The 25,954-nt window shown below is 65.5% G+C and carries 27 protein-coding genes; 14 read left to right on the plus strand and 13 right to left on the minus strand.

Features of this window, described 5'->3' with window-relative positions:
- Positions 1–19 precede the first annotated feature (19 nt).
- From aspS to JC616_RS04080, 4 genes are all read left to right on the plus strand, one after another.
- A complete protein-coding gene (gene aspS, locus JC616_RS04065) occupies positions 20–1,813 on the plus strand; it encodes an aspartate--tRNA ligase (protein ID WP_227106853.1) in 1,794 nt (597 codons plus the stop codon).
- Positions 1,814–2,104: 291 nt separating this feature from the next.
- Positions 2,105–2,719 carry a peroxiredoxin gene (locus JC616_RS04070; protein WP_107798102.1) on the plus strand — a complete coding sequence of 205 codons (615 nt, stop codon included), beginning with the start codon at positions 2,105–2,107 and terminating at the stop codon, positions 2,717–2,719.
- A 138-nt stretch (positions 2,720–2,857) separates the two neighbouring features.
- Positions 2,858–4,060 carry a GGDEF domain-containing protein gene (locus tag JC616_RS04075; protein ID WP_227106855.1) on the plus strand — a complete coding sequence of 401 codons (1,203 nt, stop codon included), beginning with the start codon at positions 2,858–2,860 and terminating at the stop codon, positions 4,058–4,060.
- A complete protein-coding gene (locus tag JC616_RS04080; protein ID WP_227106857.1) occupies positions 4,057–5,298 on the plus strand; it encodes a GGDEF domain-containing protein in 1,242 nt (413 codons plus the stop codon). Before JC616_RS04075 ends, JC616_RS04080 begins: the two co-directional genes overlap by 4 nt.
- A gap of 76 nt (positions 5,299–5,374) precedes the next feature.
- On the opposite strand, the gene JC616_RS04085 is transcribed toward JC616_RS04080, so the two are convergent.
- Positions 5,375–6,709 (minus strand): MFS transporter, encoded by a 1,335-nt coding sequence (locus tag JC616_RS04085; RefSeq protein ID WP_227106859.1) that lies wholly within the window; start codon positions 6,707–6,709, stop codon positions 5,375–5,377.
- A 51-nt stretch (positions 6,710–6,760) separates the two neighbouring features.
- Complete coding sequence (locus JC616_RS04090; RefSeq protein WP_227106861.1) at positions 6,761–7,360, minus strand: arylesterase; 600 nt, start codon at positions 7,358–7,360, stop codon at positions 6,761–6,763.
- A 2-nt stretch (positions 7,361–7,362) separates the two neighbouring features.
- Here JC616_RS04090 and JC616_RS04095 point away from each other — a divergent pair, with 2 nt between their 5' ends.
- Genes JC616_RS04095 through JC616_RS04105 form a run of 3 tightly spaced genes read left to right on the plus strand, consistent with a single transcriptional unit; the run spans position 7,363 to position 11,124 of the window.
- Positions 7,363–8,055 (plus strand): ABC transporter ATP-binding protein, encoded by a 693-nt coding sequence (locus JC616_RS04095; RefSeq protein WP_048414370.1) that lies wholly within the window; start codon positions 7,363–7,365, stop codon positions 8,053–8,055.
- A complete protein-coding gene (locus tag JC616_RS04100; protein WP_227106863.1) occupies positions 8,052–10,544 on the plus strand; it encodes an ABC transporter permease in 2,493 nt (830 codons plus the stop codon). Before JC616_RS04095 ends, JC616_RS04100 begins: the two co-directional genes overlap by 4 nt.
- 55 nt (positions 10,545–10,599) lie before the next feature.
- Positions 10,600–11,124 carry a DUF2946 family protein gene (locus JC616_RS04105; protein WP_227106865.1) on the plus strand — a complete coding sequence of 175 codons (525 nt, stop codon included), beginning with the start codon at positions 10,600–10,602 and terminating at the stop codon, positions 11,122–11,124.
- A gap of 208 nt (positions 11,125–11,332) precedes the next feature.
- On the opposite strand, the gene JC616_RS04110 is transcribed toward JC616_RS04105, so the two are convergent.
- The 8 genes from JC616_RS04110 to JC616_RS04145 all read right to left on the minus strand — a co-directional run bounded on the left by JC616_RS04110 (position 11,333) and on the right by JC616_RS04145 (position 18,567).
- The gene (locus JC616_RS04110) at positions 11,333–12,604 is read right to left on the minus strand and encodes a CynX/NimT family MFS transporter (protein ID WP_227106867.1); all 1,272 of its coding nucleotides are present in this window, start codon (positions 12,602–12,604) and stop codon (positions 11,333–11,335) included.
- A 71-nt stretch (positions 12,605–12,675) separates the two neighbouring features.
- Positions 12,676–13,374: a FadR/GntR family transcriptional regulator gene (locus JC616_RS04115; protein WP_227106869.1), complete on the minus strand. Its 699-nt coding sequence runs from the start codon at positions 13,372–13,374 to the stop codon at positions 12,676–12,678.
- Between the two features lie 92 nt (positions 13,375–13,466).
- A complete protein-coding gene (gene fliD, locus JC616_RS04120; RefSeq protein ID WP_227106872.1) occupies positions 13,467–14,948 on the minus strand; it encodes a flagellar filament capping protein FliD in 1,482 nt (493 codons plus the stop codon).
- Between the two features lie 170 nt (positions 14,949–15,118).
- Positions 15,119–15,382 carry a hypothetical protein gene (locus tag JC616_RS04125; protein WP_107798111.1) on the minus strand — a complete coding sequence of 88 codons (264 nt, stop codon included), beginning with the start codon at positions 15,380–15,382 and terminating at the stop codon, positions 15,119–15,121.
- Between the two features lie 263 nt (positions 15,383–15,645).
- A complete protein-coding gene (gene modB, locus JC616_RS04130; RefSeq protein ID WP_107798112.1) occupies positions 15,646–16,320 on the minus strand; it encodes a molybdate ABC transporter permease subunit in 675 nt (224 codons plus the stop codon).
- On the minus strand, positions 16,317–17,045 hold the full coding sequence (modA, locus tag JC616_RS04135; RefSeq protein ID WP_107798113.1) for a molybdate ABC transporter substrate-binding protein: 729 nt from the start codon (positions 17,043–17,045) through the stop codon (positions 16,317–16,319). The genes modB and modA overlap by 4 nt, the downstream gene beginning before the upstream one ends.
- A gap of 57 nt (positions 17,046–17,102) precedes the next feature.
- The gene (locus tag JC616_RS04140) at positions 17,103–17,783 is read right to left on the minus strand and encodes a DUF3313 family protein (RefSeq protein WP_107798114.1); all 681 of its coding nucleotides are present in this window, start codon (positions 17,781–17,783) and stop codon (positions 17,103–17,105) included.
- Between the two features lie 106 nt (positions 17,784–17,889).
- Positions 17,890–18,567, minus strand: coding sequence for a DUF3313 family protein (locus JC616_RS04145; RefSeq protein WP_227106874.1), 678 nt, complete (start codon positions 18,565–18,567; stop codon positions 17,890–17,892).
- A gap of 198 nt (positions 18,568–18,765) precedes the next feature.
- On the opposite strand from JC616_RS04145, the gene mltG reads away from it, so the two are divergent.
- Genes mltG through JC616_RS04180 form a run of 7 tightly spaced genes read left to right on the plus strand, consistent with a single transcriptional unit; the run spans position 18,766 to position 23,836 of the window.
- Positions 18,766–19,758 carry an endolytic transglycosylase MltG gene (gene mltG / locus JC616_RS04150; protein ID WP_107798116.1) on the plus strand — a complete coding sequence of 331 codons (993 nt, stop codon included), beginning with the start codon at positions 18,766–18,768 and terminating at the stop codon, positions 19,756–19,758.
- A complete protein-coding gene (gene tmk, locus JC616_RS04155) occupies positions 19,758–20,393 on the plus strand; it encodes a dTMP kinase (protein ID WP_227106876.1) in 636 nt (211 codons plus the stop codon). The genes mltG and tmk overlap by 1 nt, the downstream gene beginning before the upstream one ends.
- Positions 20,393–21,406 carry a DNA polymerase III subunit delta' gene (locus tag JC616_RS04160; protein ID WP_107798117.1) on the plus strand — a complete coding sequence of 338 codons (1,014 nt, stop codon included), beginning with the start codon at positions 20,393–20,395 and terminating at the stop codon, positions 21,404–21,406. The genes tmk and JC616_RS04160 overlap by 1 nt, the downstream gene beginning before the upstream one ends.
- Positions 21,407–21,425: 19 nt before the next feature.
- Positions 21,426–21,800 carry a PilZ domain-containing protein gene (locus tag JC616_RS04165; protein ID WP_048416050.1) on the plus strand — a complete coding sequence of 125 codons (375 nt, stop codon included), beginning with the start codon at positions 21,426–21,428 and terminating at the stop codon, positions 21,798–21,800.
- Between the two features lie 48 nt (positions 21,801–21,848).
- Entirely contained in the window at positions 21,849–22,619 is a 771-nt protein-coding gene (locus JC616_RS04170) for a TatD family hydrolase (RefSeq protein ID WP_227106878.1), read from the plus strand.
- A 14-nt stretch (positions 22,620–22,633) separates the two neighbouring features.
- Positions 22,634–23,035 (plus strand): hypothetical protein, encoded by a 402-nt coding sequence (locus JC616_RS04175; RefSeq protein WP_227106880.1) that lies wholly within the window; start codon positions 22,634–22,636, stop codon positions 23,033–23,035.
- A 24-nt stretch (positions 23,036–23,059) separates the two neighbouring features.
- Positions 23,060–23,836, plus strand: a complete 777-nt coding sequence (locus JC616_RS04180; RefSeq protein ID WP_227106882.1) for an MBL fold metallo-hydrolase — start codon at positions 23,060–23,062, stop codon at positions 23,834–23,836.
- Between the two features lie 44 nt (positions 23,837–23,880).
- On the opposite strand, the gene JC616_RS04185 is transcribed toward JC616_RS04180, so the two are convergent.
- The 3 genes from JC616_RS04185 to trpS form a co-directional block, all read right to left on the minus strand.
- Positions 23,881–24,345 carry a CreA family protein gene (locus JC616_RS04185; RefSeq protein WP_107798121.1) on the minus strand — a complete coding sequence of 155 codons (465 nt, stop codon included), beginning with the start codon at positions 24,343–24,345 and terminating at the stop codon, positions 23,881–23,883.
- A 92-nt stretch (positions 24,346–24,437) separates the two neighbouring features.
- Positions 24,438–24,743, minus strand: coding sequence for a chorismate mutase (locus JC616_RS04190; protein ID WP_107798122.1), 306 nt, complete (start codon positions 24,741–24,743; stop codon positions 24,438–24,440).
- A 72-nt stretch (positions 24,744–24,815) separates the two neighbouring features.
- Positions 24,816–25,838, minus strand: coding sequence for a tryptophan--tRNA ligase (gene trpS / locus JC616_RS04195; RefSeq protein WP_227106884.1), 1,023 nt, complete (start codon positions 25,836–25,838; stop codon positions 24,816–24,818).
- Positions 25,839–25,954 lie beyond the last annotated feature (116 nt).

The following is a 25,954-nucleotide window of genomic DNA, read 5'->3' on the forward strand; positions in this document are numbered from 1 at the left end:
AATAAAAGGGTTTACCCAAATGCGTACCGACTATTGCGGACTTATTGACAAGAAATACCTCGGCCAGACCGTTACCGTGAAGGGCTGGGCTCACCGCCGCCGCGACCATGGCGGCGTGATCTTCATCGACCTGCGCGACCGCGAAGGCCTGGTGCAGGTGGTGATCGATCCGGACACCCCGGAAGCGTTCCAGCTGGCCGACAGCAGCCGCGGCGAATACGTGCTGTCCATCACCGGCATCGTGCGCGAGCGTCCGGCCGGCACCGCCAACAGCAAGATGATTTCCGGCGAGATCGAAATCCTGGCCAAGGACATCGAGATCCTCAACGCCGCCGCCACGCCGCCGTTCCAGATCGACGACGAGAACCTGTCCGAGAACGTGCGCCTGACCAACCGTGTGATCGATCTGCGCCGTCCGGCGATGCAGAAAAACCTGCGTCTGCGCTACAAGGTGGCGATGGGCGTGCGCAACCATCTGGACAAGCAGGGCTTCATCGACATCGAAACCCCGATGCTGACCCGCTCCACGCCGGAAGGCGCGCGCGACTACCTGGTGCCGTCCCGCGTGCACCCGGGCGAATTCTTCGCGCTGCCGCAATCGCCGCAGCTGTTCAAGCAATTGCTGATGGTGGCCGGCTTCGACCGCTACTACCAGATCACCAAGTGCTTCCGCGACGAAGACCTGCGCGCCGACCGTCAGCCTGAATTCACCCAGATCGATATCGAGACCTCGTTCCTGAACGAGGACCAGATCATGGACATCACCGAGGGCATGACCAAGGAGATCTTCCGCGACGTGCTGGGCGTGGAACTGCCGCAGTTCCCGCGCATGACTTACGCCGACGCGATGTTCTACTACGGCTCCGACAAGCCGGACATGCGCGTGGACCTGAAATTCACCGAACTGACCGATGTGATGAAGTCGGAAGAGTTCAAGGTGTTCCGCGGCGCGGCCGACATGGCGGGCGGCCGCGTGGTGGCCCTGCGCGTGCCGGGCGGTTCCGGCCTCAGCCGCAAGGAAATCGACGACTACACCCAGTTCGTCGGCATCTACGGCGCCAAGGGTCTGGCCTACATCAAGGTCAACGACGCCAGCAAGCCCACCGAAGAAGGCCTGCAGTCGCCCATCGTCAAGTTCCTGTCCGCTGACGGCCTGAAAGCCATCATCGAGCGCACCGGCGCGCAAAACGGCGACATCATCTTCTTCGGCGCGGACAAGGCCAAGGTGGTGAACGAGGCCATCGGCGCGCTGCGCATCAAGATCGGCCACGAACACGGCCTGGCCAACGGCTACTTCGTCAAGGAATGGCGCCCGCTGTGGGTGGTGGACTTCCCGATGTTCGAGCACGACGAGGACGACGACCGCTGGACCGCCTGCCACCATCCGTTCACCAGCCCGAAGCAGGGCCACGAGGACCTGATGGCCACCAATCCGGGCGCCTGCCTGGCGCGCGCCTACGATATGGTGCTGAACGGCTGGGAAATCGGCGGCGGCTCCATCCGTATCCACCGCGCCGAGATCCAGGAAAAAGTGTTCGGCGCGCTGAAGATCAGCCCGGAAGAGCAGCAGAACAAGTTCGGCTTCCTGCTGGACAACCTGAAGTTCGGCGCGCCGCCGCACGGCGGCCTGGCCTTCGGCCTGGATCGTCTGGTGACGCTGATGTGCGGCGCGGAGTCCATCCGCGACGTGATCGCCTTCCCGAAAACCCAGCGCGCCCAGTGCCTGCTGACCAACGCGCCCAACGCGGTGGACGACAAGCAACTGCGCGAACTGAACCTGCGTCTGCGCCAGAAGGCCGAGCCGTCCGCTTGATGCCGGTTTGACGCGATGCCGACGGCCGCTGCCCATGCAGCGGCCGTTTTTTATTCCGGGCCGGCCGGAGACGTCGGCTTGAACCTTGCGCTTTTGGCCCAATCTAATAGCGGCCTCATACTTGTAAGCGAGCGCCTGCCGGGCCGACATTGCAAAACTTTATCGCAACGATATGGATTTACAATTTGCCGATGTCGGCGGCCCTGTTTTATAAAGCCTCGCATTCCGCCGCGTTTCCCGATGCCCGAACAGGGAAGCGCAGTCATACCAAGACCTTTAAGGAGATCCGCAATGGCCGTACTCGTTGGCAAACAAGCCCCCTTCTTCGATGGCGCGAAAACCTTCTCCGCCGTGCTGGGCGATGGTCAGATCGTTGACAACTACTCCTTCAAGCAAGCTACCGCCGGCAAGTACGCGGTAGTGTTCTTCTACCCGCTGGACTTCACCTTCGTGTGCCCGTCCGAGCTGATCGCTTTCGATCACCGCCTGGCGGACTTCAAAGCCAAGAACGTGGAAGTGATCGGCGTGTCCATCGACAGCCAGTTCTCCCACGCCGCATGGCGCAACACCCCGGTGGAAAAAGGCGGCATCGGCCAAGTTGGCTACACCCTGGTGGGCGACATCCAGCACGAACTGTGCAAGGCCTTCGACGTTGAAGCCGATGGCGGCGTCGCTTTCCGCGGCTCCTTCCTGATCGACCGTTCCGGCGTGGTGCAGCACCAAGTGGTGAACAACCTGCCGCTGGGCCGCAACGTCGACGAAATGCTGCGCATGGTTGACGCGCTGCAATTCACCGAAGAGCACGGCGAAGTGTGCCCGGCCGGTTGGAACAAGGGCAAGAAAGGCATGAAGCCGAGCGCCGAAGGCGTGGCTTCCTACCTGGCCGAAAACGCCAAGGACCTGTAATCCGTCTTTAACGGATTGCGTCCGACCCTGCCCCGCGCGCCTTGGCCCGCGGGGCTTTTTCTTGCGCGGCCTTGGCCGGTTTGGCGCATTGCTCGCTATAACTAACAATAAGTTTCCAAAATAGGACAGGCCCAAGCCATGTCTTTGCCGATCAGCCAGCTGGACAGCTTCACCATGCTGCATGCGATGCGCTCCACCCACCTGTCCGTGCCGCACGCCTTATTGGGCGCGGCCCTGCTGACCGGTCTGGAATGGGGGCGGGCGCCGCTGGTGGCCGCCTTGCTGTGGCTATTGCTTTTCAGCCTGCTGCTGCTAAGCCTGTGGGGCACCACGTGGCGCGCCTGCCGCTGCCCCGAGCACGACGCCTGGCAGATCGCCGCCTTGCATAGGCGTTTTTCGGCGCAGATCGTCGCCGCGGGCGCGGGCTGGGGCCTGGCGGCCTGGATTCTGATGCCCGGCGACGATCTGACTTACAGCCTGATCGTGGTGCTGTGGGGCATCGCGGTCAGCGCGGTGCAAGGCGCGATGCTGTCCGCGCGCCGGGAGCTGTTTTACGGCTTCGTCGGCCCGCTCTGGGGCCTGCTGCTGCTGCGCATGTTTCTCTCGCCGGAGGCGGTGCTGCGCTGGGTGGGCGCTTCCGGCATCATCTATTGCCTGTCGCTGACGCTGTTCACCGCCTTATTGCATCGCTTCGCGCTGGAATCCATGGGGCAGCGCGCCGAAAACGCCAGCCTGATGCGCGAGTTGACGCTGGAACAGACGCAGCTGGACAGCTACAACGCGATACTGGAGCGGCAAAACATAGAACTGGACGGCGCCGTGGAGCGCATCAGCGAACTGGCCTCGCGCGATCCCTTGACCGGGGTGCTGAACATGCGAACCCTGATGCGGGAAATGGAGCGCCTGTTGGAGCTTTCGGAAACCCAGGGCGCGCCTTTCGCCATCGCCATCATCGACCTGGACCATTTCAAGCGCATCAACGACAGCTGCGGCCATGCGCGCGGCGACGAAGTGTTGCAGCAGCTGTGCGAGCTGGCGCAGCAGGCCCTGGCGGACGGCGAGCTGTTCGGCCGTTACGGCGGCGAGGAATTCCTGCTGCTGGCGCCGGCCTGCAGCGGCGCCGAATTGAGCCGGCGCATGGAAACGCTGCGCGACAAGGTGGGCGGCTGGGACTGGCGGCGCTGGACCGGCGATTTGCCGGTGACCTTGTCCTGCGGCGTGGCCGCCTGGCGGCGGGGCGTGGATCCGCTGGGCTTGCTGCAACAGGCGGACAAGGCCTTGTACCAGGCCAAGGCGCAAGGGCGCGACCGCGTCTGCCTGGCGAGAGAGGCCGGGGCGTGAGGCGAAGACTGGGCATTCTGATGCCGTTTCCCTGGCAGGCCGCGCACCCGCAGCTGGAGGCAGAGCTGGTGCGCCAGTTCGTCTCCATGCTTCAGCTCTCTATCCTGCAGTCCTTCATCGCCATTCCCCTGTTTGGCGTGCTGATGTACGGGCACGCGCCCGGCTGGCGCATCCTGTGCTGGGTGGGCATGTTCCTGCTGATGCAGCTGCTGTTCGCGCGCCTGGTCTACCGCTTTCGCCGTTACGCGCATACCCAGGACCAGGTGTTCCGGCATTACCAGGCGCTGCGGCAACTGATGCTGTTCAGCGCCTTGGTGTGGAGCATGATGATGTGGTTCATGTTTCCGCAGGAGGAAGGGCCCTACCGCATCGTGGTCGTGCTGTGGCTGGCCGGCGGCTTTGCCGCGGTATGCCTGCTGCTGGCGCCGTGCCGCGATCTGCACCTGACCTTCTTCGTCGGCTACTGGGTGTATCCGCTCTACCGCTTCCATTGCGAGGGCACCTTGCTGTACAGCGCCTTGCTGGTGGGCGCGGTGATCTTCATCCTGGTGCAATGGGAGTTCCTGTCCAGCTTCAACCCCCTGCTGCGCGACACCGTGAGGCTGCGCGAGCGCAATGCGGTGGTGCTGCGCCGGCTGCAAGATCTGTACGCGGAAAGCGCGGCCAAGCGGGAACTGCTGGAACAGCGCAGGCAGATGCTGCAGCAGGCGGCGGAGCAGATGCATCTGCTGGCGGACTCCGACGTGCTGACCGGCTGTTTGAACCAGCGGGCCTTGCGCTGCCGCATGGTGGAGCTGGATCAGTCCGACGCGGGCCCCTGGAGCCTGGCGATGCTGGATCTGGACGAGTTCAAGCAGGTGAACGACCGTTTCGGCCACTTGGTGGGCGATCAGGTGCTGCAGCAGGCGGCCAAGCATATCGCCTCCTGTCTGGAGGCCTGGATGACGCTGGCGCGCTATGGCGGCGAGGAGTTCGTGGTGCTGGCGCCGGGCTTGGCGCCGGAGGGCTTGGCGGAAAGAATGGAGGCGGTCAGGCTGCGCCTGGCGCAGGCCCAGTTGGACGGTTTGCCGGAGGGCTATGCGCAGACGGTGTCCATCGGCGTGGCCGGCCAGCCACCGCTGAACGGCAGCCAGCAGGCCTTGTTGCAGGCGGACGCCGCCTTGTACCGCGCCAAGGCGTCCGGCCGCAACCGGGTATGCCTGTGGAACGCGGAGCCGGAGCGGGGCCAGGCCGGCTGAGCAGCTGATCAAGGCCCGCCGCGTTTCGTGAGCGCCGCTCCGGCCGGCTTGCGCGCCGCCTGTGCATGCCGTTTCTTCAGCTGTTTTCGCCTTGTCTCGCGTGGGCTTGCGAGGCCTTGTACGGGTTTGGGGGCGCCGGCTCGGGCTCATTAGCGAGCATGGCGCGCAGCGCCGGCTGCTGGATCAGCGCCGACAGACAGACGGCGGCGGCGCACAGCCACCAGAGCGCAATGCCGCCCACGGCGCCGTACAGCCAGGTACCCAGCGCCGGGGCGAACAGGGTGCGGCCCTGCCACACCGCGTTGTACAGCCCCAGATAGCGGCCACGAAGCCGGCCTTCCGAGCGGTGCATCACCAGCATGGCGTAGCAGGGCGACACCAGCAGTTCGCCCAGCGTCAGCGTCGCCATCATCAGCACCGCCCACAGCGGACCCTGGCCCAGGGTCAGCCACAGGAAGGCGAAACCGGTCAACAGCACCCCGGCCTGGGTGCTGGCCAGCAGGCCCCAATCCAGGATGCGGCGGCTGATGGCGATCTGCAGCGCCACCACCATCAGGCCGTTCAGCGTGAACAGATAACCCACCCATTGCGGTCCCAGCTGGTAATGCTCGCGCAGGAACAGTCCCAGCGTCACATAGATCTGGTCGAATACCGCGGTCATCAGCACCATGCCCAGCAACATGCGCAGAAAGGGCGCGTCGCGCCAGGGGCCTTGGCGGCCGCCGGCGTCTTCGCCGGCCCGCGGCGGCTCTGCGTGGGCCGCGCCGGCGCGGCGGTAGGCCCAGGCCAGCCATAGCGCCGCGCTCAGCGTGGTGGCGGCGTTGGCGGCGTAAACCCAGCCATAGCCGATGGCGGCCAGCGAGCCGCTGAGCAAACCGGCGCCGGCGACGCCCAGGTTGAAGGCCACCCGCAACATGCCCTGGGCCACCGCGCGCTGCCGCGGCAGACAGGGCTCCAGCGCCAGGCGCAGATTGACCGGCCGGAAAGCGCCGTCGGCGAAACCGGAGACCAGCAAGACCGGCGCGAACAGCCATAGCGGGATGGCCAGCGCCAGCAACAGCAGGCACAGGCCGGAAACGGACAGGAACAGCGTGGCCAGCTTGCGGCCGTCGAAGCGGTCGGACAGCGAGCCGCCGTTGAGGGAACCCAGCAGCGCGCCGGCGCCGTAGGCCGCCATGGTCAGGCCGATCTGCGCATAGCCCAGCTGGTAGCTCTCGCGCAGATAGAGCGGCAGGAATAGTTTGGAAATGCCGCCGATATTGTTGATCAGGCTGCACAGCACCTGGATGTAGACCGTGGCGGGCAGGCCGCGATAGGGGGACAGCAGGCGTTTCAGCCAGGGGGAGGGGGCGGGCGGCTCATAAGAATCCAGGATATGATTATGCTTTTGACTTATCTTGCTGCGTTGCAACGAAGAAAGTCAACACCATGAATATCCGTCCGTCCGGGACGCCGCGGCTTTTCAGCTCAGCGGCAGCTTGGCCTTGACCGTGCGCATCATCGCGGGCTGGGCGGCGGCGGCCGGGTGCAAGCCATCCGGCTGGAACTTGGATAGATCGGCCTCGAATCCGGCCACCAGCAGCGGAACGAAGGACAGGCGCTCGCGCCTGGCCAGGTCGGCGTAGGCTTTGCGGAACTCGGCGCCGTATTGCGGGCCATAGTTCGGGGGCAGGGCCATGCCCACCAGCACCACCTTGGCCTTGCTTTGTTTGGCCAAGGCGATCATCTTGGACAGGTTGCCGCGCATTTGCTCCAGCGGCAGGCCGCGCAGGCCGTCGTTGGCGCCCAATTCCAGCACCACGATGTCCGGGCGATGGCGCGCCAGCGCGTCCGGCAGGCGGGCCAGGCCGCCGGCGGTGGTTTCGCCGGAAATGCTGGCATTGACGATGCGGTGCTTCGCCCCCATCTCCTTGGCGAGCAGGCTGACCCAGCCCTGGCCGGGAGAGAGGCCGTAACCGGCTGACAGACTGTCGCCGAAGACCAGTATCGTCGCGGCGGACGCCGGCAGCATCAGCAGGCACAGGCCGGCGGAAAGTAGAACTTTGCTTAGTATCGAGCGCATAAATGAATCCAATTGAAACCCAGGCGGTGTTGGCGGCCAGCGAGCTGGCCAAGCAGGTGCATTTCCACGGCGAGCCGCTGAACATCCTGCGCAGCGCCACGCTGACCTTGTATCCGGGCGAGAGCGTGGCCATCGTCGGCGCTTCCGGCTCCGGCAAGTCTACCTTGTTGTCCCTGTTGGCGGGGCTGGATCATCCGTCCGGCGGCGAGGTGTCCTTGTTCGGCCAGGCGCTGTCCGGCTTGAGCGAAGACGCGCGCGCGCTGCTGCGCAGAGACAAGGTGGGGTTCGTGTTCCAGAATTTCCAGCTGATGCCGCAACTGACCGCGCTGGAAAACGTGATGCTGCCGCTGGAGCTGGCCGGCCGCGCCGACGCGCGCGAAGCGGCGCGGCAGATGCTGGACCGCGTCGGCCTCAGCCATAGGCTGGGCCATTATCCGCGCCATCTGTCCGGCGGCGAACAGCAGCGGGTGGCCTTGGCGCGCGCCTTCGTCATTCATCCCGGCCTCTTGTTCGCCGACGAACCCACCGGCAATCTGGACCCGCACAGCGGCCGACAGATCATCGATCTGCTGTTCCAGCTCAACGCCGAACAGGGCACCGCCCTGGTGCTGGTCACCCACGACACCGAGCTGGCCAGCCGCTGCGACGCCATCTACCGGCTGGTGGAAGGCAAGCTCAACGGGGCGCGCTCATGACTCTGGCCGGCCGCTTGACCCTGGTGTTGCGCTTCATCCGCCGCGAACTGGTGTCCGGCGAACTGACCATCCTGGCCCTGGCCCTGGTGGTGGCGGTGATGGCGATGAGCAGCGTGGCCTTTTTCTCCGATCGCGTGGAACGCGCGCTGACCACCCAGGCCACGAAGCTGCTGGCCGCCGACCTGGTGCTGAACGGCAATCAGCCGGCGCCGGAACCCATCCGCCGCGAGGCGGAAAAGCGCGGTCTGCGGCTGGCCGACAACATCAGCTTTCCCTCCATGGTGTTTTCCGGCGGTCAGGCGGCTTTGGCCACGTATAAATCGGTCAGCGACAACTACCCCTTGCGCGGCGAAGTCAGCGTGCGCCTGGCCGACGGCCGCGTGGAAACCGGCAGCTTGCGGCCGACCGCGGGCACCGCCTGGGCCGACGCCCGCCTGATGCGGCGCTTGAAGCTGAAACTGGGCGACACCCTGGGCGTGGGCGGCGCGCAACTGCGGCTGGCCGGCGAAATCGTCCGCGAGCCGGACGGCGCGATGGACTTGTACAACTTCGTGCCGCGGCTGATGTTCAACCGCGCCGACCTGGCCGCCACCGGTCTGATCCAGGAGGGCAGCCGCGCGCGCTGGCGGCTGATGTTCGCCGGCGACGACCGCGGCATCGCCGACTTCCGTCAGTGGCTGGACAAGGCCAAGCCCAAGGACGCGCGGCTGGAAAACGTCGAGGAGGCGAGGCCGGAAGTGCGCACCGCGCTGGAGCGCGCGCGGCGTTTCCTGGGCCTGACCGCGATGCTGACCGTGGCGCTGGCGGCGTCGGCGGTGGCGCTGGTGGTCCGCCGCTATCTGGCGCGCCATTGGCAGCAGGTGGCGGTGCTGCGCTGCCTGGGCCTGACGGCGGGCGAGGTGTGGGGGCTGTTCGTCAGCCTATTCCTCTTGCTGGGCCTGCTGGCCGGCGCCTTGGGCACCGCCGGCGGCTTCGGCGTGCAGCTGGCCTTGATGCGCTTGGCCAGCGGCTATGTCGGCGAAATACTGCCCGATCCGGGCTGGCTGACCTGGCTGGTGGGGCCGCTGGCCTCGCTGGTGTTGCTGGCCGGCCTGGCTCTGCCGCCCTTGATGGGCATACGCGACGTGCCGCCGGCCGCGGTGCTGCGCGATGAATTGACGCCGACCCGCCAGGGCGTGCTGGCGCCCTTGCTGGCCCTGGTGGCCTTGCTGGGCCTGGCCGCCTGGCAGGTGGGCGATCTGGCGGTGGCCGGCTGGCTGCTGGCCGGCATGCTGGGCTTCTTCGCCGCCGTGGGCGCGCTGGCGCTGGGCGTGGTCTATCTGATGCGGCGGCTGCCGCGCGGACGCCGGGTGGGCTGGCGCTTCGGCATCGCCAATATCGCGCGCCGCCACTGGCTGGCGGTGATCCAGATCGTGTCCTTGTCGGTGGGCCTGATGGCCTTGCTGACGCTGACCATTGTGCGCGACGACCTGATCGGCGCCTGGCAGCGCAGCGTGCCGGCGGATGCGCCGAATAAATTCGTCATCAATATCCAGCGCCACCAGCTCGACGGCGTGCGCAACGCCTTCGCGGTGGAGGGACGCGTGGCGCCGGAGCTGGCGCCCATGGTGCGGGCGCGGCTGATCGCGATCAACGAGCATCCGGTGCGGCCGTCGGCTTACGAGGACGAACGCGCGCGTCGGCTGGCCGAGCGGGAGTTCAACCTGTCCTGGCGCGACGAATTGCCGCCGGGCAACAAGCTGACGGCGGGCCAGTGGTGGCAGCCTCAGAAACGGATTCCGCCGCAGTTCTCGGTGGAGCGCGAGCTGGCCGCCATCTTGGGCATCAAGCTGGGGGACACGCTGGTCTTCGATCTGGCCGGCACCGCTTACCGCGCCAAGGTGAGCAGTTTGCGGGAGGTGCCGTGGGACAGCTTCCGCGTCAATTTCTTCGTGATCGGCACGCCGGGCCAGTTCAGCCAGCAGCCGGCCAGCTGGATCACCAGCTTCCGGCTGGAGGCGGCGGACGAGGACTTCGTCAACCGCCTGGTGGGCGAGTTTCCCAATCTGACCGTGATCGATGTTGGGGCGATCCTGAGCGAGGTGAGGGCGATGATGGACAAGCTGTCGCGCGGCATCGAGGCCATGTTCGGCCTGGCCCTGGCCGCCGGCGTGCTGGTGTTGTGGGCGTCGCTGGCGGCCACTCGCGACGAGAGGCTGTTCGATGTCGGCCTGATGCGGGCGCTGGGGGCGTCGCGGCGGCAGGTGCGCAGCGTGGTGCTGGCGGAGCTGGCCTGGTTGGGCGCGTTTTCCGGTTTATTGGCGGCCTTGGGCGCCATGGGCATCGGCGCTTTGGCTTCGGTCAAATTGTTCAATCTGCCCTTGGTGTTCAATCCGTGGCTGTTGCCCGCCGGCGTCGCCAGCGGCGCGCTGGTGGTGGTGGTGGCCGGTTGGCCGCTTGTGGGGCGGGTGACCAGAACGTCGCCGATGGCGGTGTTGAGAGCGATCTGAGTGTAGTGGTCAAAGCTGAGAATCAAGCGGGAGCAAGCCCGCAAGGAGACGCATGATGGATGCGATAGTACAGGCGGCAATGGCCAAGTGGCCGAACGTGCCCGCCGTGTTCGGCTGGCTGCGGCTGGATGCGCGCGGCCAGTGGTGGATCAAGGACGAACGCCTGCAGCACGAGGCGATGGTGGAGTTTTTCGGCCGCAATTACAGCCGCGACGGGCTGGGGCGCTGTTATGTGCAGAACGGGCCGCAGAAAGTCTATGTGACGCTGGACGCCGCGCCGCTGGTGGCGCGGCGCACTCCGTCGGGCTGGCGCACGCTGCCCTACGACGACGACGTGCCGGCGCGCTCCGCCTGGCTGACGCCGGAGGGCATGTTGCTGATCGAGATCGGCGGCGAGCTGGCGGCGGTGGACGACCGCGACCTGGCCGCGGTGCTGGAAGAAGGGGCGCCGGGCTGGGACGGCGACATGGACTCGCTGCCGGACCGGCTGGCCTTGGGCAAGAGCGCCATTCCGCTGGGCAAGGAGAGCCTGCCGGACTTGTGGCGGCGTTACGGCATTGTCGGCCGGCCCAAGGGCTGAGCCGTTTCACCTCCAAACAAAACCCCGGGCAAGCCCGGGGTTTTGTTTGGTCCGCGGATGGCTTAGAACCGGTTTACGATCTCGCGAGCAAGGGCGAGACAAGGCGAAAACGGCTGAAAAAGCGGAGTGTACACACGGTACATGAGCATTTTGAAGCCGTACTCACCGTGTAACGCTCCACGACGCGTAGCAGATCGTAAGCAGGTTCTTAGAGCGGACGCGACTCCACCTGCACCAGACGCTTGCGTCCGGCCAGCATGCCCATGGCGAAGGTGGCGGCGGAGATCAGCGAGAACAACAGGCCCAGCGGCCACAGCGCGTGGGTCTGGTCGCGGATCAGGCCCACGCTGAGCGGGCCGAGCGAGGCCAGCGCGTAGCCGACGCCCTGAGCCATGCCGGACAAATGGGCGGCGACATGGGGGTCCGGCGAGCGCAGCGCCAGCAGGCTCAGCGCCATGCTGAACAGGCCGCCCTGGCCCAGGCCCAGCAAGACCGCCCAGAGCAGCAGGCTGTCGGTGGGAGCGAACAACATGCCCAACAGGCCGCTGATCACCAGCGCCACGGTGGCGGCGATCGGCGGCCGCTGGTCGCGGCAGCGCTGTCCCAGGGCCGGCACCAGCAGCGAGGACAGTACCTGCACCATGATGGAGATGGACAGCAGCAGGCCGGCGTGCAGCGCGGTCTCGCCGCGGTCAATCAGAATGGACGGCAGCCAGCCGAACACGATGTAGGCCATCGAGGACTGCAGGCCCATGAACAAAGTCACCTGCCAGGCCAGAGGGTCGCGCAGCAGGCCGCGCACCAGCCATTGGCCGTGGTGGGACGTCTGCCGGCTCCGCGTCTGCGGCCACCACACCAGCAGCGCCAGCAGCGCCGGGCTCGCCCAGATCGCCAGCGCGCCCTGCCAGTTGTTCCCCATCCAGCGCATCGCCGGCACGGTCAGGCCGGCGGCCAGCGCCGCGCCCAGGCACAGCGCCATGGTGTAGACGCCGGTCATCAGGCTGACTTGGGCGGGGAAGTCGCGCTTGACGATGCCGGGCAGCAGCACGCCGATGATGCCTATGCTGGCGCCGGCCAGCGCCGAGCCGGCGAACAGGCCGAATTGGCCGAACTGGGTGCGCAGCAAGATGCCCAGCGCCAGGGTCACCAGAATCAGCGCGATGGTCTTTTCACTGCCCCAGAGGCGGGCCAGCCGCGGCGCCAGCGGGCCGAACACGCCTAGGCAAGCGACTGGCAGCGTGGTGAGCAGGCCGGCCATCAGGCCGCTGAGCCCGCGGCTGGCGGCGACGTCGTGCAGCACCGGGGACAGGCTGGACAGCGCCGGCCGCAGATTGACGCCGACCAGGATCAGGCCCAGCAGCAAGAGCCAGGGACGGTGCAGCGCGGGGCGCTGGCTTTGCACGCCGGCGTCGTCGATCTCGGCGTCGATCAGCGTGTCTTCAACCGGCAGATGATCCGGCATGGATTTGGGTGTGGACATGGGTTTTCCTTCTGCGCTTTTGTTGTTGTCGGAGCCGGCTCCCCGCGCCTGGGGGCCGGCTCAAATCGGGCTTAATCCGTGGTGGAGCGATTCAGCAAGCGGTCCAGCGCCTCCAGCAAGGGGCGGGTGATGGCGGCGGCGGCGCGCGCCGCCTCGTCCGGCCGGCGCTGGCGTATGGCTTCGTAAATGGCCTGGTGGGCGGCGAGGTCCGGGTCCGGCAAGGCCTCGTCCAGGATGGATTGCTGCACGTGCTGGCGCACCGCGCGCGAAAAATAGGCGTAGAGCTCGGCCAAAGCCTGGTTGCCGCTGGCGTTGGCGATGGCGAGATGAAATTCCAGATCCCGCTCGATGAAGTCCTCCAGCGGCTCCTGCGGCAGGCGTTCGCCGCGCCGCGCCAGCGCGTCCGCTATCGCGCTGAGATCCGCTTCCGGGCAGCGGCCGGCCGCCAGCCGCGCCGCGCTTTCCTCCAGCATGCAGCGCACTTCCAAGTGCTCGCGCAGGCTGGCGCGGCTGATGGCGCGCATCGCCTCGCCGGGGTTGACCGTGGCGCGCACATAGCTGCCGTCGCCCTGGCGCACCTCCAGCAGGCCGGCGTAGAGCAGCACCCGCACCGCCTCGCGCACCGTGTTGCGGCTGACGCCCAGCTGCTCCGCCAGTTCCGGTTCGGTGGGAATGCGAGCGCCTATCGGCCAGTCGCCGTCCGCCAGACGTTTGGCGATGTTTTCCACGGCGATGTCGACCAGCGAGCGTTTATAGGGCAGCGCCGGCATGCGGCCTCCTTATTCATCCAATCATCCGATGAATTTTAACGAGACAATACGGCGCAGGCAATGCTAGATGAAAAACAAATAGCAAATATCAATCATGCATAAGTGGAGATGCCATTGCCGCTGTTGCCGTTGCCGGACAGGCCCAGGCCGTTGTTCAGAATCTGGGAATTGACCGCATAGGGCGCGCCCAGAGAGTAAACCATCGCGTACAGCGATAGCGCGCTGATCTGCTGCGCGCTCAGCTGGATGGTGCCGGACTGGTTGCCGGTCAAGGAGGCGAGGTTGGCGGGGACGGTATTGGACGTCGGGGTGGCCGACTGACGCAGCTGCAGGCTGAATTGCATTTTCTGCAAGGCGGTTAGGGTTTGCGGAATGGTGCCGTTGCCATAGGAGGCGTAGCTGTTGGCCAGCCAGTTCAGCGCTCGGGCGGCGGTGTAGAGCAGATTGGCCACGCCCTGGGAGTCGCCGCTGTAAGCGCTTTGCAGGCTGTTGTTGCTCAGGCTGAGGCTGCCCATCTGGCCGAACTGCTGCGGATATTGAAAATTGAGGCCGATCTGGTTCAGCTTGACCAGCAGCGAGCTGCCGTTGCTGTAACTGGCGCCGGCCTGCTGGTTCATGCTGTTGGCCAATTGCTTGGCGATGGGGTCGCGGCTGAGCAGGCCGCCGCTGACCAGCAGCGCGTTCAGGCTGCCTTGCAGGGTGTTGAAGGCGTCGGCCAGCGATTGCGCCTGCCCGTTGAGGCCGTTCAGATCCAGCTTGACCGAGATATTGGTGCTGCCGGTGGACAGCAAGTCCATGGATACCGAGGCACCCAGCGAGATGCCGCTATTGCCGGCGTTGGAGCCGGAGGCGCCGTTGATCAGGTAGTTGGCGTTTTGCGCGGCCTGGGTCTGGGTCAGATTCTGCCCGCTGCCCACCGCCTGGGTCTGGTCGAAAGCCAAGCGCGACAAGCCGTTCTGATCCGTATTGTTGCCGTCGTTGTCGCTGACCAGGATCTGGAAATTGTTGCTGGCGCCGGTCTGGGCGGCGCTGATCTGCAATTGATAATTGCCGGAGGCGTTCTGCACGATATTGGCCACCATGCCGACGCCGGAGCCGTTGATGGCGGTGGCGATGCTGGACAGCGTGCCGTTGCTGATGGAGAGCGTGGCCGAGCTGCCGCTGGGCGTGAAGCTGCTGGCCGAGGTGGACGATGTGTAGGCGTAGCTGCCGGTCTTGATGGTCAGGCTGCCGCTGCCCACCGCGGTGCTGCTGGTGTCCGGCAGCGTGAAGGCGGTGACCGCGCTGTGAGCCTGGGCCAGTTGCGAGACGGATATGCTGTAATTGCCGTTTTGCGCGCCGGCGGCGGTGGAGACGCTGGCCACCGACGGATTGCTGCTGCTGCCGCTGATGGAGTTGTTGACCGCGTACGGGGAATAGATCTGTTGCAGGCTGTCTTGGAAGATGTTCAGGCTGGACAGCAATTGGCCCAGCCCGGAAATCAGCACCACATTGGGATCGGTGCCGGCGCTTGGCGAGCTGTTGCTGCTCCGGATCAGCGGCACAATGGGCGAGGAGCCCAATAAACCGCTCAAGAGTTGGTTGTTATTGCCGAAAAGCGATAACAGCGGATTGTAATTTCCAAGGATATTGTTTGCCATGGCTCACCCGCAGAATCCCTGTTGCCACATCTCAGTGTAGGCGAAAAATCAGGGACTTGCCGGCGAGCGGGCTGTCCCGGCGGACAGGCCGCCGGGGAGGGGGCTTACTTGGCCGGAGCCGCGTCCTTCACGCATTTCTTCACGAAGCTGGCCTTGGCCGCGCCGGCGAGTTTCTTGTCGGCGGCTTTGACGTCGCAGGCTTTCTGGGCGTTGGCCGCGGCGCTGTCTTTCTCGCATTTCTTCAGGAAGCTGCTTTTGGCGGCGCCGGCCAGTTTCTTCTCGGCGGCTTTGGCGTCGCAGGCGGCGTCAGCCAGCGCCAGGTTGGCGGAAGTCAGGGCCAGAACAGCGATCATCAGGTATTTGCGCATGATTCATCCTTGGTAGCACAGGTTGTCGGGCCCATGACGGGCGAGAAAAACGATACTCCAAGTTATAGCGCATGAACACTGCGTTTTGTTGACGTCATGTAACGGTTTGCATCGATAGATGTCAGCATTGTCAGTAAACGCGGCCGGATTCGCGGCCTCTTAAGAACCGCTAAGAGAGCCTCTTGGGGAAGCTGAGCCAAGGCGCGCCGACGCAGGCAGCGCCCGTCGGGCGCAAGGCAGGTCAGGAATTTTGCGAGCGCGTCTTAGTCGTAGCGGCGCTGGCGCGCGTTGAGGCGGTAGACCAGGGCGAGGGTGGAGAAGGCGAACAGCACCAGCAGCAGGCCCAGACGGTGGGCGCTGGCGTAGTCGGCCTGTTCCACGTGGTTGTACAGCGCGATGGAAATGACCCGGGTTTCCCCTTCGATATTGCCGCCTATCATCAGCACCACGCCGAATTCGCCCACGGTGTGGGCGAAGCCCATGCTGGCGGCGGCCAGCACGCCGGAGCGGCAGCTGGGCAGGATGACGCGGGTCAGCCGCTGCCAGCGGTTGGCGCCCAAGACCATCGCGGTTTCGATTTCCTCGCGCCGCACCGCGTTGAAGCTGACGATCAGCGGTTGCAGCACAAAGGGCAAGGAGTACAGCACCGAGGCGATGATCAGCCCTTGAAAAGTGAAGGCGAGGCCGGGCCAGCCCAACCAGGCGGTCAGCTGGCCGATGGGGCCGTGCGGGCCGAAGGCGACCAGCAGATAGAAGCCCAGCACCGTGGGCGGCAGCACCAGCGGCAGCGTCGCGCCGGCCTCTATCACCGGCTTGAGGCGCGAACGCGTGCGCGACAGCCACCAGCCCAGCGGCACGCACAGCAGGAGCAGGATCAGGGTGCTGATGGCGGCCAGCCGCAGCGTCAGCGCGATGGCCGCCCATTCGGAAGCCATCATTGCGCGAAGTCGTAGCCCGCTTTCTTGATCAGCGCGCGCGCCTTGTCGCCCTTGAGGAAGGCGAGGAAGGCCCTGGCCGCCGGCGTGTCGCGCACCAGTAGCGCGTCCTGGCGTATCGGCTGATGCAGCTTGGCCGGCACCAGCCAGTAGCGGTCGGAGATGCCTTGTTCCAGCAGCTGCGCGTAAGCGACGAAGGCGAAGTCGGCGCCGCCGACCTGGGCGAACTGCATGGTCTGGCTGATATTGTCGCCGGTGACGAACTTGGGTTTGAGCGCGTCGACGAGCTTGAGCGCGGTCAGGGTTTCCATCGCCGCGCGGCCATAGGGCGCGGCCGCCGGGTTGGCGATGGCCAGCTTGTTGAAGTTGCCGCCGCGCAGCGCGGCTTCGCCGGCGTCGTCGCGCTGTTTGCTCCACAGCGCCAGCTTGCCGATGGCGTAGGTGAAGCGGCTGTCGGGTTTGCCTATCTTGTCGCGCAGCAGTTCGGCCGGGCGTTCGTCGTCGGCGGACAGGAACACGTCGAAGGGCGCGCCCTGGCGGATCTGCGCGGTGAGCTTGCCGGAAGCGCCGCCGCTAGCCTTGATGTCGTGGCCGCTGGCGGCCTTGAACTCCACCGCGATCTTGTCCAGCGTCTGCTGGAAATTGCTGGCGACCGCCACGGTGACGGTGTCGGCGGCGGCGAACAGCGGGGACAACAACAGCAAGAAGCTCAGTAGTTTGCGCGGCATGGTCGGCTTTCTGACAAGAGGTGAGGCGACCATTATGCCGCCAGCCTGGGCGCTAGCCTACTCCCCAAACGACGTAGCCGCAGCCAGATGCTGGGCCATCTGCCGCGCGTGGTGGCTGCTCCAAAGGTCGACGCGCTGTTGCAGCCATTCCGCATTGGACGGTTGCGCGTTGGCGAGGTCCATGTCCTTGCCCAGCAGATTGACGCCGCCGGCCAGCAGCAGCCCGGATTCGGAGTCTTCCAGCTGACCCACGGTGGACACCTGGGCCAGATAGGGATCGATGTCGTCGGCGAAGCGCGCCAGATTGAGGGCGGTCTTCACGGGGCGCCGTTCCTTGGGGCCGGCCAGCTCTCTGAGCATGTCGCCCACCGCCACGCGCAGCCGGGCGATGCCCGGACCGGGCGCGGCGGCCACCGGCAGTCCCTCGCGGCAGAGCGCCCGGGCCAGGCTGTTGCGGTAGCAGGCGTCTAGGCGGTTGTGCTCGTCCGCCGCCGTCGCCAGCCATTGGCCGTCCGCTTGGCGGCCCAGGAAAATCAGCGGCTCGATCAGGATGCCGTGATAGCGTTTCAGATCGACGCCGGGCTGCAGGTACAGCACCTGGCCGGCATGCTCAGGGTTGGGATGGAAGGCTTCGCTGGGCAGCAGGACCAGATTCTCCGGCGGCTCCCCGGCGTGGCCGATATTGGCCAGCAAGGCGGAAGCCATCAGCGCGCAGGCGAGTTTAAAGAATGGTTTCATCGTGCGGGCTCAGTGGAGATTGCGTGGGAGATGGACTGCGGCCGCCAAGCGGCGTTCCCTCTATATTGTTGCGACTTTGTGACGGGGCGGACTGTCTTCATGCGGCTTATCGCGTCGTCGAGGCCGCGCCGCGCCGCGTCGCCGGCGCCAGTTGTTGGCGCAGCAGCGGGGACCAGTCCTGGGTCAGCAGCTGCCGCCAGCCGTCGTCTTCGTCGCCGGAGGCGGCTTCGGCTTGCGACTGCATGGTGACGCCGCCGGCGACCACGCCCCGTCCCAGCGCGTCTTCCAATTGGGACACCGAGGACACCAGTTGCAGATAGGGTTCTATATTGGAAGCCATGCAAGGCAGTTGCAGCGCCACGTGGCTGCTGTTCAGCGGCTGGCTGTCCTGGGCAATCCGAGACTGACGCGCGGCCACCGCGATGCGCAAGCGCAGCACGCCGGCGGTGGCCACGTCGGTCAGCGCGATAGGCCAGGCCTGCAGCAGCGCGGCCACCTGGCGGCGCATGATCTGGTTGGCGTTTTCCTGTTCCGCGGTTTGCAGCAGCTGCCAGCCGCCGTCCTGCTGGCGGTTCAACAGCAGCAAAGGCTCCACGATCAGCGCGTGGTAGCCGCTCAGCGCAGCGGGGGATTGCTGGTAAGTCAATTGCTGCGGATGCCCTCCTTGTCGGAAAGCGTCCATCGGCAGGCGCCATAAATCCCTGTCGGTCTGCCGGACTGCCGCCAATCTGGCCAGCGCCGTCCAGGCCACCAATGCGCATCCCAGATTGAAGAATGGCTTCATGAAAAGACTCGCATCATTTAAGCAGTCCATTTAATCAGGTATAGAACGCGAGCAAAACTATGCAAAATGGAAAGGTGGACAGTTGATTTGGCGCAAACTTTGCTTGATTGCGGGGGGCGGGCCTGACATGTCGGTCAGGCCGGCTTGTCTGGTATCATGCGCGATCGTCCCGCTGCGCTGTCTCATGCTTCCCGTCAAATGATGAAAACTCTGTTTCGCCTGTTCTTGCTGTGCCTTGCGCTGGGCTGTGCCTGGCTGGTTTGGGTGGTCCTGATTCCGGTTGGCCTGCCGGAAGCCGGTTACAAGCTGACCGTGGGGCCCAACCGCACCCTGAGCCAAGTGGCGCGGGGACTGGAGCAGGAGGGCGTGGTTCGCAGCCGCCAGGTGATGGTGGCCCTGGCCCGCCTGCAAGGCGTGGACCGCAAGATCAAGGCTGGCCTGTATCGTTTCGACGGCCAGGCATCGATGCTGGACATCCTGAACCGCCTGGCCGACGGCCATCCGGACGAGGCCAGCCTGACGGTGATCGAGGGCTGGACCTTCCGCCAATTCCGCCAGGCGATAGACCGCAACCCCGACATCAAGCATACGGCCAAGGACTGGAGCGACGAGGAGATCATGCGGCGGCTGGGCTTCGGCGACGCCAAGCCGGAAGGCCTGTTCTTCCCCAGCACCTATCTGTTCTCGCCGGACACCGAGGACGCGGAGCTCTACCGCCAGGCCTTCGGCGCGATGCAGCAGCGGCTGGAAGCGGCCTGGGCGGCGCGCAAACCGGAGCTGCCTTACCGCACGCCTTACGAGCTGCTGATCATGGCCAGCCTGATTGAGAAGGAAACCGGCGAAGACGCCGACCGTCCAATGGTGGCGGGGGTGTTCGTCAACCGCTTGAAGCAGGGCATGCGCTTGCAGACCGATCCCTCGGTGATCTACGGCATGGGCAGTCTGTACCAGGGCAAGATAGGCAAGGCCGATCTGCGCCGCGACACGCCTTACAACACTTATACCCGCGCCGGCCTGACGCCCACGCCCATCGCCTTGCCCGGCAAGGCGGCGCTGGACGCGGCGGCCAATCCGGCCGAAACCAAGGCCTTGTATTTCGTCGCTCGCGGCGACGGCACTTCGCATTTCTCCGCAACGCTGGACGAACACAATCAGGCGGTGCGCAAATATATTTTGAAGAAAGGACAGTAATGGCGCTAGAGCAGCAACGCGGCCGCTTCATCAGCCTGGAAGGCATAGACGGCGCCGGCAAAAGCACCCATCTGGCCTTCATCCGCGATTGGCTGGCGCAACACGGCGTCAACGCCGTATTCACTCGCGAACCGGGCGGCACCCCTTTGGGCGAGAAAATCCGCGAGCTGCTGCTGGCGGTGGACACCGAGGCCTCGCTGGACGCGGAAACCCTGCTGGTGTTCGCTTCGCGCCAGCAATTGCTGCACAGCGTGATCGAGCCCGCGCTCGCCGCCGGCCAGTGGCTGGTGTCCGACCGCTTCACCGATTCCACCTTCGCCTTCCAGGGCGGCGGCCGCGGCGTGCCGTTCGAGCGCATCGCCGAACTGGAACAATGGGTGCAGCACGGTTTGCAGCCGGACCTGACCCTGCTGTTCGACCTGCCGCTGGAAGTGGCGGCCGAGCGCATGTCCAAGACCCGGCAGCTGGACCGCTTCGAGCAGGAGAAGGCCGACTTCCACGTGCGCGTGCGCGAAGCCTATTTGCGCCGCGCCGCCGGCCAGCCGCGTTTCGCGGTGCTGGACGCCAGCCGCTCCATCGCCGAGATCCAGGTCGACATCGCGGCCTGCCTGCAAAAACTGCTGGAGGCCGCGTGATGCTGCTGCCCTGGCAAGAAGGCGATTGGACCCGGCTGAACGCCGAGCGCGAACGCCTGCCCAATGCCTGGCTGTTCACCGGCGCCGCCGGCATCGGCAAGCTGGAGTTCGCCGAACACCTGGCCCAGTCGCTGCTATGCGAACGCCCGCAGGCCGGCCACCAGCCTTGCGGCGAATGCGAGGCCTGCCGCTGGTATCGGCACGGCACCCACCCGGACTTCCGCCGCTTGTCGCCGCTGGGCGACGAGGACGAGGAAGGCAAGGAAGGCGCCGAGGGCAAGAAAGTCAGCCGCAAGCTGCCGGTGATCAAGATCGAGGCGGTGCGCGATGTGATCGATTTCGCCCACCTGAGCGCGCATCGCGCCGGCCGGCGCGTTGTGCTGGTGGAACCGGCGGAAAGCCTGAATCCGGCCGCCGCCAACGCCTTGCTCAAAATCCTGGAAGAGCCGCCGGCCGAGGTGCTGTTCCTGCTGGTGGCGCATGCGCCGCAGCGCTTGCTGCCCACCATACGCAGCCGTTGCCGCCAGTTTCCGCTGACGCGGCCGCACCAGGCCCAGGCGCTGGCCTGGCTGCGCGAGCAGGGCGTGGCGGACGCGGAACTGGAACTGGCCCATAACGGCGGCGCGCCGCTGTTCGACCACGATCCGGCTTTGGCCAAGCTGCGCGGCCAGTTCGTCCAGGGCCTGGGCCAGCCCAGCTTCGCCAATGTGCTGCAGCTGGCGGAGGCGGTGGACAAGCAGAAACTGCCGCTGTTGCTGCCCATAGGCTGGCTGATGAAGTGGCTGCATGATCTGGCGAGTTTGAGACTGGCCGGTTTGGTCCGCTATTATCCAGATCAGGAGCGCGCCTTGCAGCAACTGGCGGCGCGCGCCGACATCGCGCAATTGATGGCGTGTCAGCAGACGCTCAACCAACTGGCGCCGTTCGGCCAGCATACCTTGAACACGCGCTTGCAATTGGAAGCGGTGCTGATGGACTATCTGAAGATATTCGCCAGCGGCAAGGCCGCCTGACACAGAGGGTTAGCCAAGTATGGACAATTCCGCCACTCGCCCGGACCTGAATCCCAACCGTCCCGGGGTGCTGTCCCTGCACATCAAGGAGCGCAGCGCGCTGTTCGCCGCCTACATGCCCTTTGTGCGCCACGGCGGCATCTTCATTCCCACCAATAAGGAAATGAAGCTGGGCGAGGAGGTGTTCCTGCTGCTGACCCTGATGGACGACCCGCAGCGCATCGCGGTGCAAGCCAAGGTGGTGTGGCTGACGCCGGCCGGCGCCAACAACAGCCGGGTGCAGGGCGTCGGCGTCGAGTTCGTCGCCGGCGACGCCGGCAAGCAGGCCAAGGACAAGATCGAGGCCCTGCTCAGCGGCGTGCTCAACTCCAGCCGGCCCACTCATACCATGTGATTGTTTTAGCGGCGCGCGTCCGCGCGCCGCAGCCTGATTGACGCAAATATGTTTATCGACTCCCACTGCCATATCAATTTTCCCGACCTCGCCGCGCGCATGCCGGAAGTGCTGGCCAATATGCAGGCCAACCAGGTCAGCCACGCGCTGGTGATCGGCGTCAGCCGTCCCAAATATCCGCAAGTGCTGGAACTCGCGGAGAGCCACGGCAATCTATACGCCACCGTGGGCGTGCATCCGGACGACCCGGAAGCGGAAGAGTACAGCGAGGACGAACTGGTGGCGCTGGCCGCGCACCCGCGGGTGGTGGGCATAGGCGAAACCGGACTCGACTACCACTGGTGCAAGGGCGATCTGGAATGGCAGCATCAGCGCTTCCGCACCCATATCCGCGCCGCCAAGCGCGTCGGCCTGCCGCTGGTGATCCACACCCGCGAGTCCGCCGAGGACACCATCCGGCTGATGCGGGAAGAAAACGCCGAGGCGTGCGGCGGCGTGATGCATTGCTTCACCGAAACCTGGGAGGTGGCGCAAGCCGCGCTGGAGCTGGGCTTCTACATTTCCTTCTCCGGTGTGGTGACCTTCAAGAACGCGGCCCAGGTCAAGGAAGTGGCGCAGAAAGTGCCGCTGGATCGGATGCTGATCGAAACCGATTCCCCGTATCTGGCGCCGGTGCCGTATCGCGGCAAGGTCAACGAGCCGGCCTATGTCCGCCATGTGGCCGCGCACATCGCCGAGCTGCGCGGCATGGCGGTGGAAGAGGTGGCGCGTGTCACCAGCGATAACTTTTTCCGGCTGTTCTCCAAGGCCAGCCGTTGAAGCGGAGAAAGCGCATGAAGCGAATCTTGCTGTCCGGGCTGGCCTTGCTGGCCTTGCTGGCCATATTGTTCTCGGCCCAGGCCTGGGCCAATTGCGTCAATCTGAACGGACGCAGTTATTGTTCCGAAGACGGCGGCATCGCCCTGGTGCAGCGCGGACAGGCGATGTGCGGCAAGGGCGAATGCGCGATCGATGAATTCGGCAACGTGCTGTGCTCGCCTTATCCGGGCGGCGGCGTGGTGCGCGCCAACGGCGTCACATACGCCGGCCCCGGCGCCTGCCTGCTGTCGCGCGACGGCAATCCGTATTGCGCCAAGCAGCCGCGCGGCGGCTGCCAGCAAGACGCCGACGGCAATGTCCGCTGCGACGGCGGCTGGGTGCGCGAGAAGGCGGAGCGCCCCGAGCGCTGCCGCTGATGCCTTATTACTTGGGAAACGCCATTGGGTTCGCTTGAAGTCACCATCCTGGGCTGCGGCTCCAGTTCCGGCACGCCGGCCATAGGCTGCGACTGCGTCACCTGCCGTTCGCCGGATCCGCGCAATCGCCGCACCCGCGCCAGCGCCTATATCAAGGCGGCCGGCCAGGGGCTGCTGATCGACACCGGGCCGGACCTGCGGCAGCAGGCGCTGCGCGAAGGGCTGAGCCAGGTGGACGCGGTGCTGTACACCCATCCGCACGCCGACCACCTGAACGGGATCGACGACCTGCGCGCCTTCTGCTACGTGAAGAAGGGGCCGATCACGCTCTACGGCAACGCCTTCACCCTGGACAATATCAAGAGCCGTTTCGACTACGCGCTGCTGCCGCCGTCCAAGATGTGGGACAAGCCGGTGCTGCTGCCGCAGCAGGTGGACGGGCCGGTGGACTGCGGCGGCGTCACGCTGACGCCCGTGCCCTTGCAACACGGTTCCTGGCCTTGCCTCGGCTGGCGCGTCGGCGACATGGCCTGGCTGACCGACGTGTCGGACATCCCTGACAGCAGCCTGCCCTTGTTGCAGGGGCTGAAGCTCTTGTTCCTGGACTGCCTGAACCACGATCCCTATCCGTCCCACCTCGGCGTGCGGCAATCCTTTGCCTGGGCCGAGCGCATCGGCGCCGAACGCACGGTGCTGATCCACATGACCCACAGGCTGGAATTCGGCGCGCTCAGCGCCGAATGTCCGCCCGGCGTGGAGGTCGGCTATGACGGCTTGCGCGTTGAGCTGCCGTTTAGCTGATGCCCGTCATGCAAAGAAATCGTTAATAATCAATCGCTTTTATTTCAGGGTTGCAACGGGATCTTTTGATCCAGCACCGCCACCGCGGTCAGCGCATTGTCCGGGCTGCCGTCCAGCAGCTTGTCGGAATAGCTGAGGTAGGTCAGGGTATTGCGTTTGGCGTCGACGATGCGCACCACCCGCACATGCTTGAAGATGAAGGACGCGCCTTCCTTGAACACCTGCTCCTGCTTGGGCAGCGGCCGCGAGAACTTGATCGCGCCCACCTGGCGGCAGGCCACCGAGAAGCGGGACGGGTCCTTGGCCAGGCCCAGCGCGCCCTTGTAGCCGCCGGTCTTGGCGCGCGAGATATAGCAGGCCACGCCTTGCACCGCCGGGTCGTCGAAAGCTTCCACCACCACCTTGTCGTTGGGGCTGAGCAGCTTGAAGGTGGTGGACACCTCGCCCACTTCCTCGGCCATCGCGGGCGCGGTCAGGCAGGCGAGCAGCAACAGGGCAATCTTGTTCATTCAGGTTCTCCGGCCGCGGGAAAAACGCCGGCCGCGGAGGGCGGCCGGCGGTCAGCGGATGGAAGCGATTGTAGGGAAAGCCGGCCTCCGCCTCAATCGGCTGCCGCTTTGGCGCGGAAGGCCGCCATTTCATCGGCGATGAAGTACTCTATCATCGTGCGGTAGACCGCCGCGGTCAGCGCCGCGTCGGCGCCCAGTTCGCCGGCCAGACGCTCGACGCGGCGCATCACCTGATCGACGCGTTTGCCGCCTTCCACTTCTTCCCGGCTGTGCTTGAACGCCGCTGCCTGGCGCACGTAAAGGCCGCGCTCGGCGATCAGCGCCACCAGCGCGCGGTCGATGCGGTCGATCTGGCCGCGCACCTCTTCCAGGTTTTGGCATTGGTAGACTTGTTCCATGCGGTGCTCTCCTCTTAAAGAGTGTGTTTTCAACGCGGTCTCGCCGACGCGCAGCAGATCGTAAAAAGGCTCTTAGTAGTAGTTCAAGCCCATCGCCGTCTTCACCTCGGCCAGCGTGGCCGCCGCCACTTCGCGCGCGCGCTGGGTGCCGGTCTTCAGCATCGCCATCACCGCCGCCGGATCGCGCGCGTACTGCTCGCGGCGGGCGCGGATCGGCTCCAGCAGGGTCTGCAGGCATTCTTCCAACTGCTTCTTGATCACGGTGTCGCCCAGGCCGCCGCGGCGATAATGCTCCTTCCATTCCGCCACCTGCTCCGTGTCGGAATGGAACACGTCCAGATAGGTGAACACCACATTGCCTTCCACCTGGCCCGGATCGGCCACGCGCAGGTGATTGGGGTCGGTGTACATCATCTTCACCGCCTGGCGGATCTCGTCCGGCGTGGCCGACAAAGTGATGGTGTTGCCCAGCGATTTGGACATCTTGGCCTTGCCGTCGATGCCGGGCAGACGCGAGCCTTGCTCCGGCACCACCGCCCGCGCTTCCACCAGCACCGCCCGATCCACGCTGCCGTTGAAGCGGCGCACGATCTCGTTGGTCTGCTCAATCATCGGAATCTGGTCTTCGCCCACCGGCACGATGCTGGCCTTGAAGGCGGTGATGTCGGCGGCCTGGGCGGCGGGGTAGGTGAGGAAGCCGGCGGGGATGTCGCGCTCGTAGCCGCGCTGCTTGATCTCGTCCTTGATGGTGGGGTTGCGCTCCAGACGCGCCACGGTGACCAGATTGAGATAGTAGGAAGACAGCTCGGTCAGCTCCGGCACCAGGCTCTGGATGAAGATGGTGCTTTTTTCCGGGTCTATGCCCACCGCTAGATAATCCAGCGCCACTTGCAGCACATTGTCGCGGACCTTCAGATAGTTGCCCATATTGTCGGTCAGCGCCTGGGCGTCGGCGAGCAGCAGGAACTGGCGGCAACGGTCTTGCAGGATCACGCGGTTGCGCAGCGAGCCGACGTAGTGGCCCAGATGCAATTGTCCGGTGGTGCGGTCGCCGGTCAGGATGATGTCTTTGGCTGTGATGCTGTCCAGATTCATAACAGTGGTCTCCAGTAAGCTTGAGCTTGTTGGAAACTGCCGATCCGGGGGGAGGAGTACTGCTGGAAACCCTATGCCGCCGTATCGGCAGCTTCCGGGTTTTGGGTATGCAAACG

This window comes from Chromobacterium rhizoryzae (genome assembly GCF_020544465.1).
Classification (GTDB): Bacteria; Pseudomonadota; Gammaproteobacteria; order Burkholderiales; family Chromobacteriaceae; genus Chromobacterium.

Coding starts and splice junctions, on each gene's coding strand:
- aspS (WP_227106853.1), top strand. CDS start 20: ATGCGTACCGACTATTGCGGACTTATTGACAAGAAATACCTCGGCCAG.
- JC616_RS04070 (WP_107798102.1), top strand. CDS start 2,105: ATGGCCGTACTCGTTGGCAAACAAGCCCCCTTCTTCGATGGCGCGAAA.
- JC616_RS04075 (WP_227106855.1), top strand. CDS start 2,858: ATGTCTTTGCCGATCAGCCAGCTGGACAGCTTCACCATGCTGCATGCG.
- JC616_RS04090 (WP_227106861.1), bottom strand. CDS start 7,360: ATGCGCTCGATACTAAGCAAAGTTCTACTTTCCGCCGGCCTGTGCCTG.
- JC616_RS04095 (WP_048414370.1), top strand. CDS start 7,363: ATGAATCCAATTGAAACCCAGGCGGTGTTGGCGGCCAGCGAGCTGGCC.
- JC616_RS04100 (WP_227106863.1), top strand. CDS start 8,052: ATGACTCTGGCCGGCCGCTTGACCCTGGTGTTGCGCTTCATCCGCCGC.
- JC616_RS04105 (WP_227106865.1), top strand. CDS start 10,600: ATGGATGCGATAGTACAGGCGGCAATGGCCAAGTGGCCGAACGTGCCC.
- JC616_RS04110 (WP_227106867.1), bottom strand. CDS start 12,604: ATGTCCACACCCAAATCCATGCCGGATCATCTGCCGGTTGAAGACACG.
- JC616_RS04115 (WP_227106869.1), bottom strand. CDS start 13,374: ATGCCGGCGCTGCCCTATAAACGCTCGCTGGTCGACATCGCCGTGGAA.
- JC616_RS04125 (WP_107798111.1), bottom strand. CDS start 15,382: ATGCGCAAATACCTGATGATCGCTGTTCTGGCCCTGACTTCCGCCAAC.
- modB (WP_107798112.1), bottom strand. CDS start 16,320: ATGATGGCTTCCGAATGGGCGGCCATCGCGCTGACGCTGCGGCTGGCC.
- modA (WP_107798113.1), bottom strand. CDS start 17,045: ATGCCGCGCAAACTACTGAGCTTCTTGCTGTTGTTGTCCCCGCTGTTC.
- JC616_RS04140 (WP_107798114.1), bottom strand. CDS start 17,783: ATGAAACCATTCTTTAAACTCGCCTGCGCGCTGATGGCTTCCGCCTTG.
- JC616_RS04145 (WP_227106874.1), bottom strand. CDS start 18,567: ATGAAGCCATTCTTCAATCTGGGATGCGCATTGGTGGCCTGGACGGCG.
- mltG (WP_107798116.1), top strand. CDS start 18,766: ATGATGAAAACTCTGTTTCGCCTGTTCTTGCTGTGCCTTGCGCTGGGC.
- tmk (WP_227106876.1), top strand. CDS start 19,758: ATGGCGCTAGAGCAGCAACGCGGCCGCTTCATCAGCCTGGAAGGCATA.
- JC616_RS04160 (WP_107798117.1), top strand. CDS start 20,393: ATGCTGCTGCCCTGGCAAGAAGGCGATTGGACCCGGCTGAACGCCGAG.
- JC616_RS04165 (WP_048416050.1), top strand. CDS start 21,426: ATGGACAATTCCGCCACTCGCCCGGACCTGAATCCCAACCGTCCCGGG.
- JC616_RS04170 (WP_227106878.1), top strand. CDS start 21,849: ATGTTTATCGACTCCCACTGCCATATCAATTTTCCCGACCTCGCCGCG.
- JC616_RS04175 (WP_227106880.1), top strand. CDS start 22,634: ATGAAGCGAATCTTGCTGTCCGGGCTGGCCTTGCTGGCCTTGCTGGCC.
- JC616_RS04185 (WP_107798121.1), bottom strand. CDS start 24,345: ATGAACAAGATTGCCCTGTTGCTGCTCGCCTGCCTGACCGCGCCCGCG.
- JC616_RS04190 (WP_107798122.1), bottom strand. CDS start 24,743: ATGGAACAAGTCTACCAATGCCAAAACCTGGAAGAGGTGCGCGGCCAG.
- trpS (WP_227106884.1), bottom strand. CDS start 25,838: ATGAATCTGGACAGCATCACAGCCAAAGACATCATCCTGACCGGCGAC.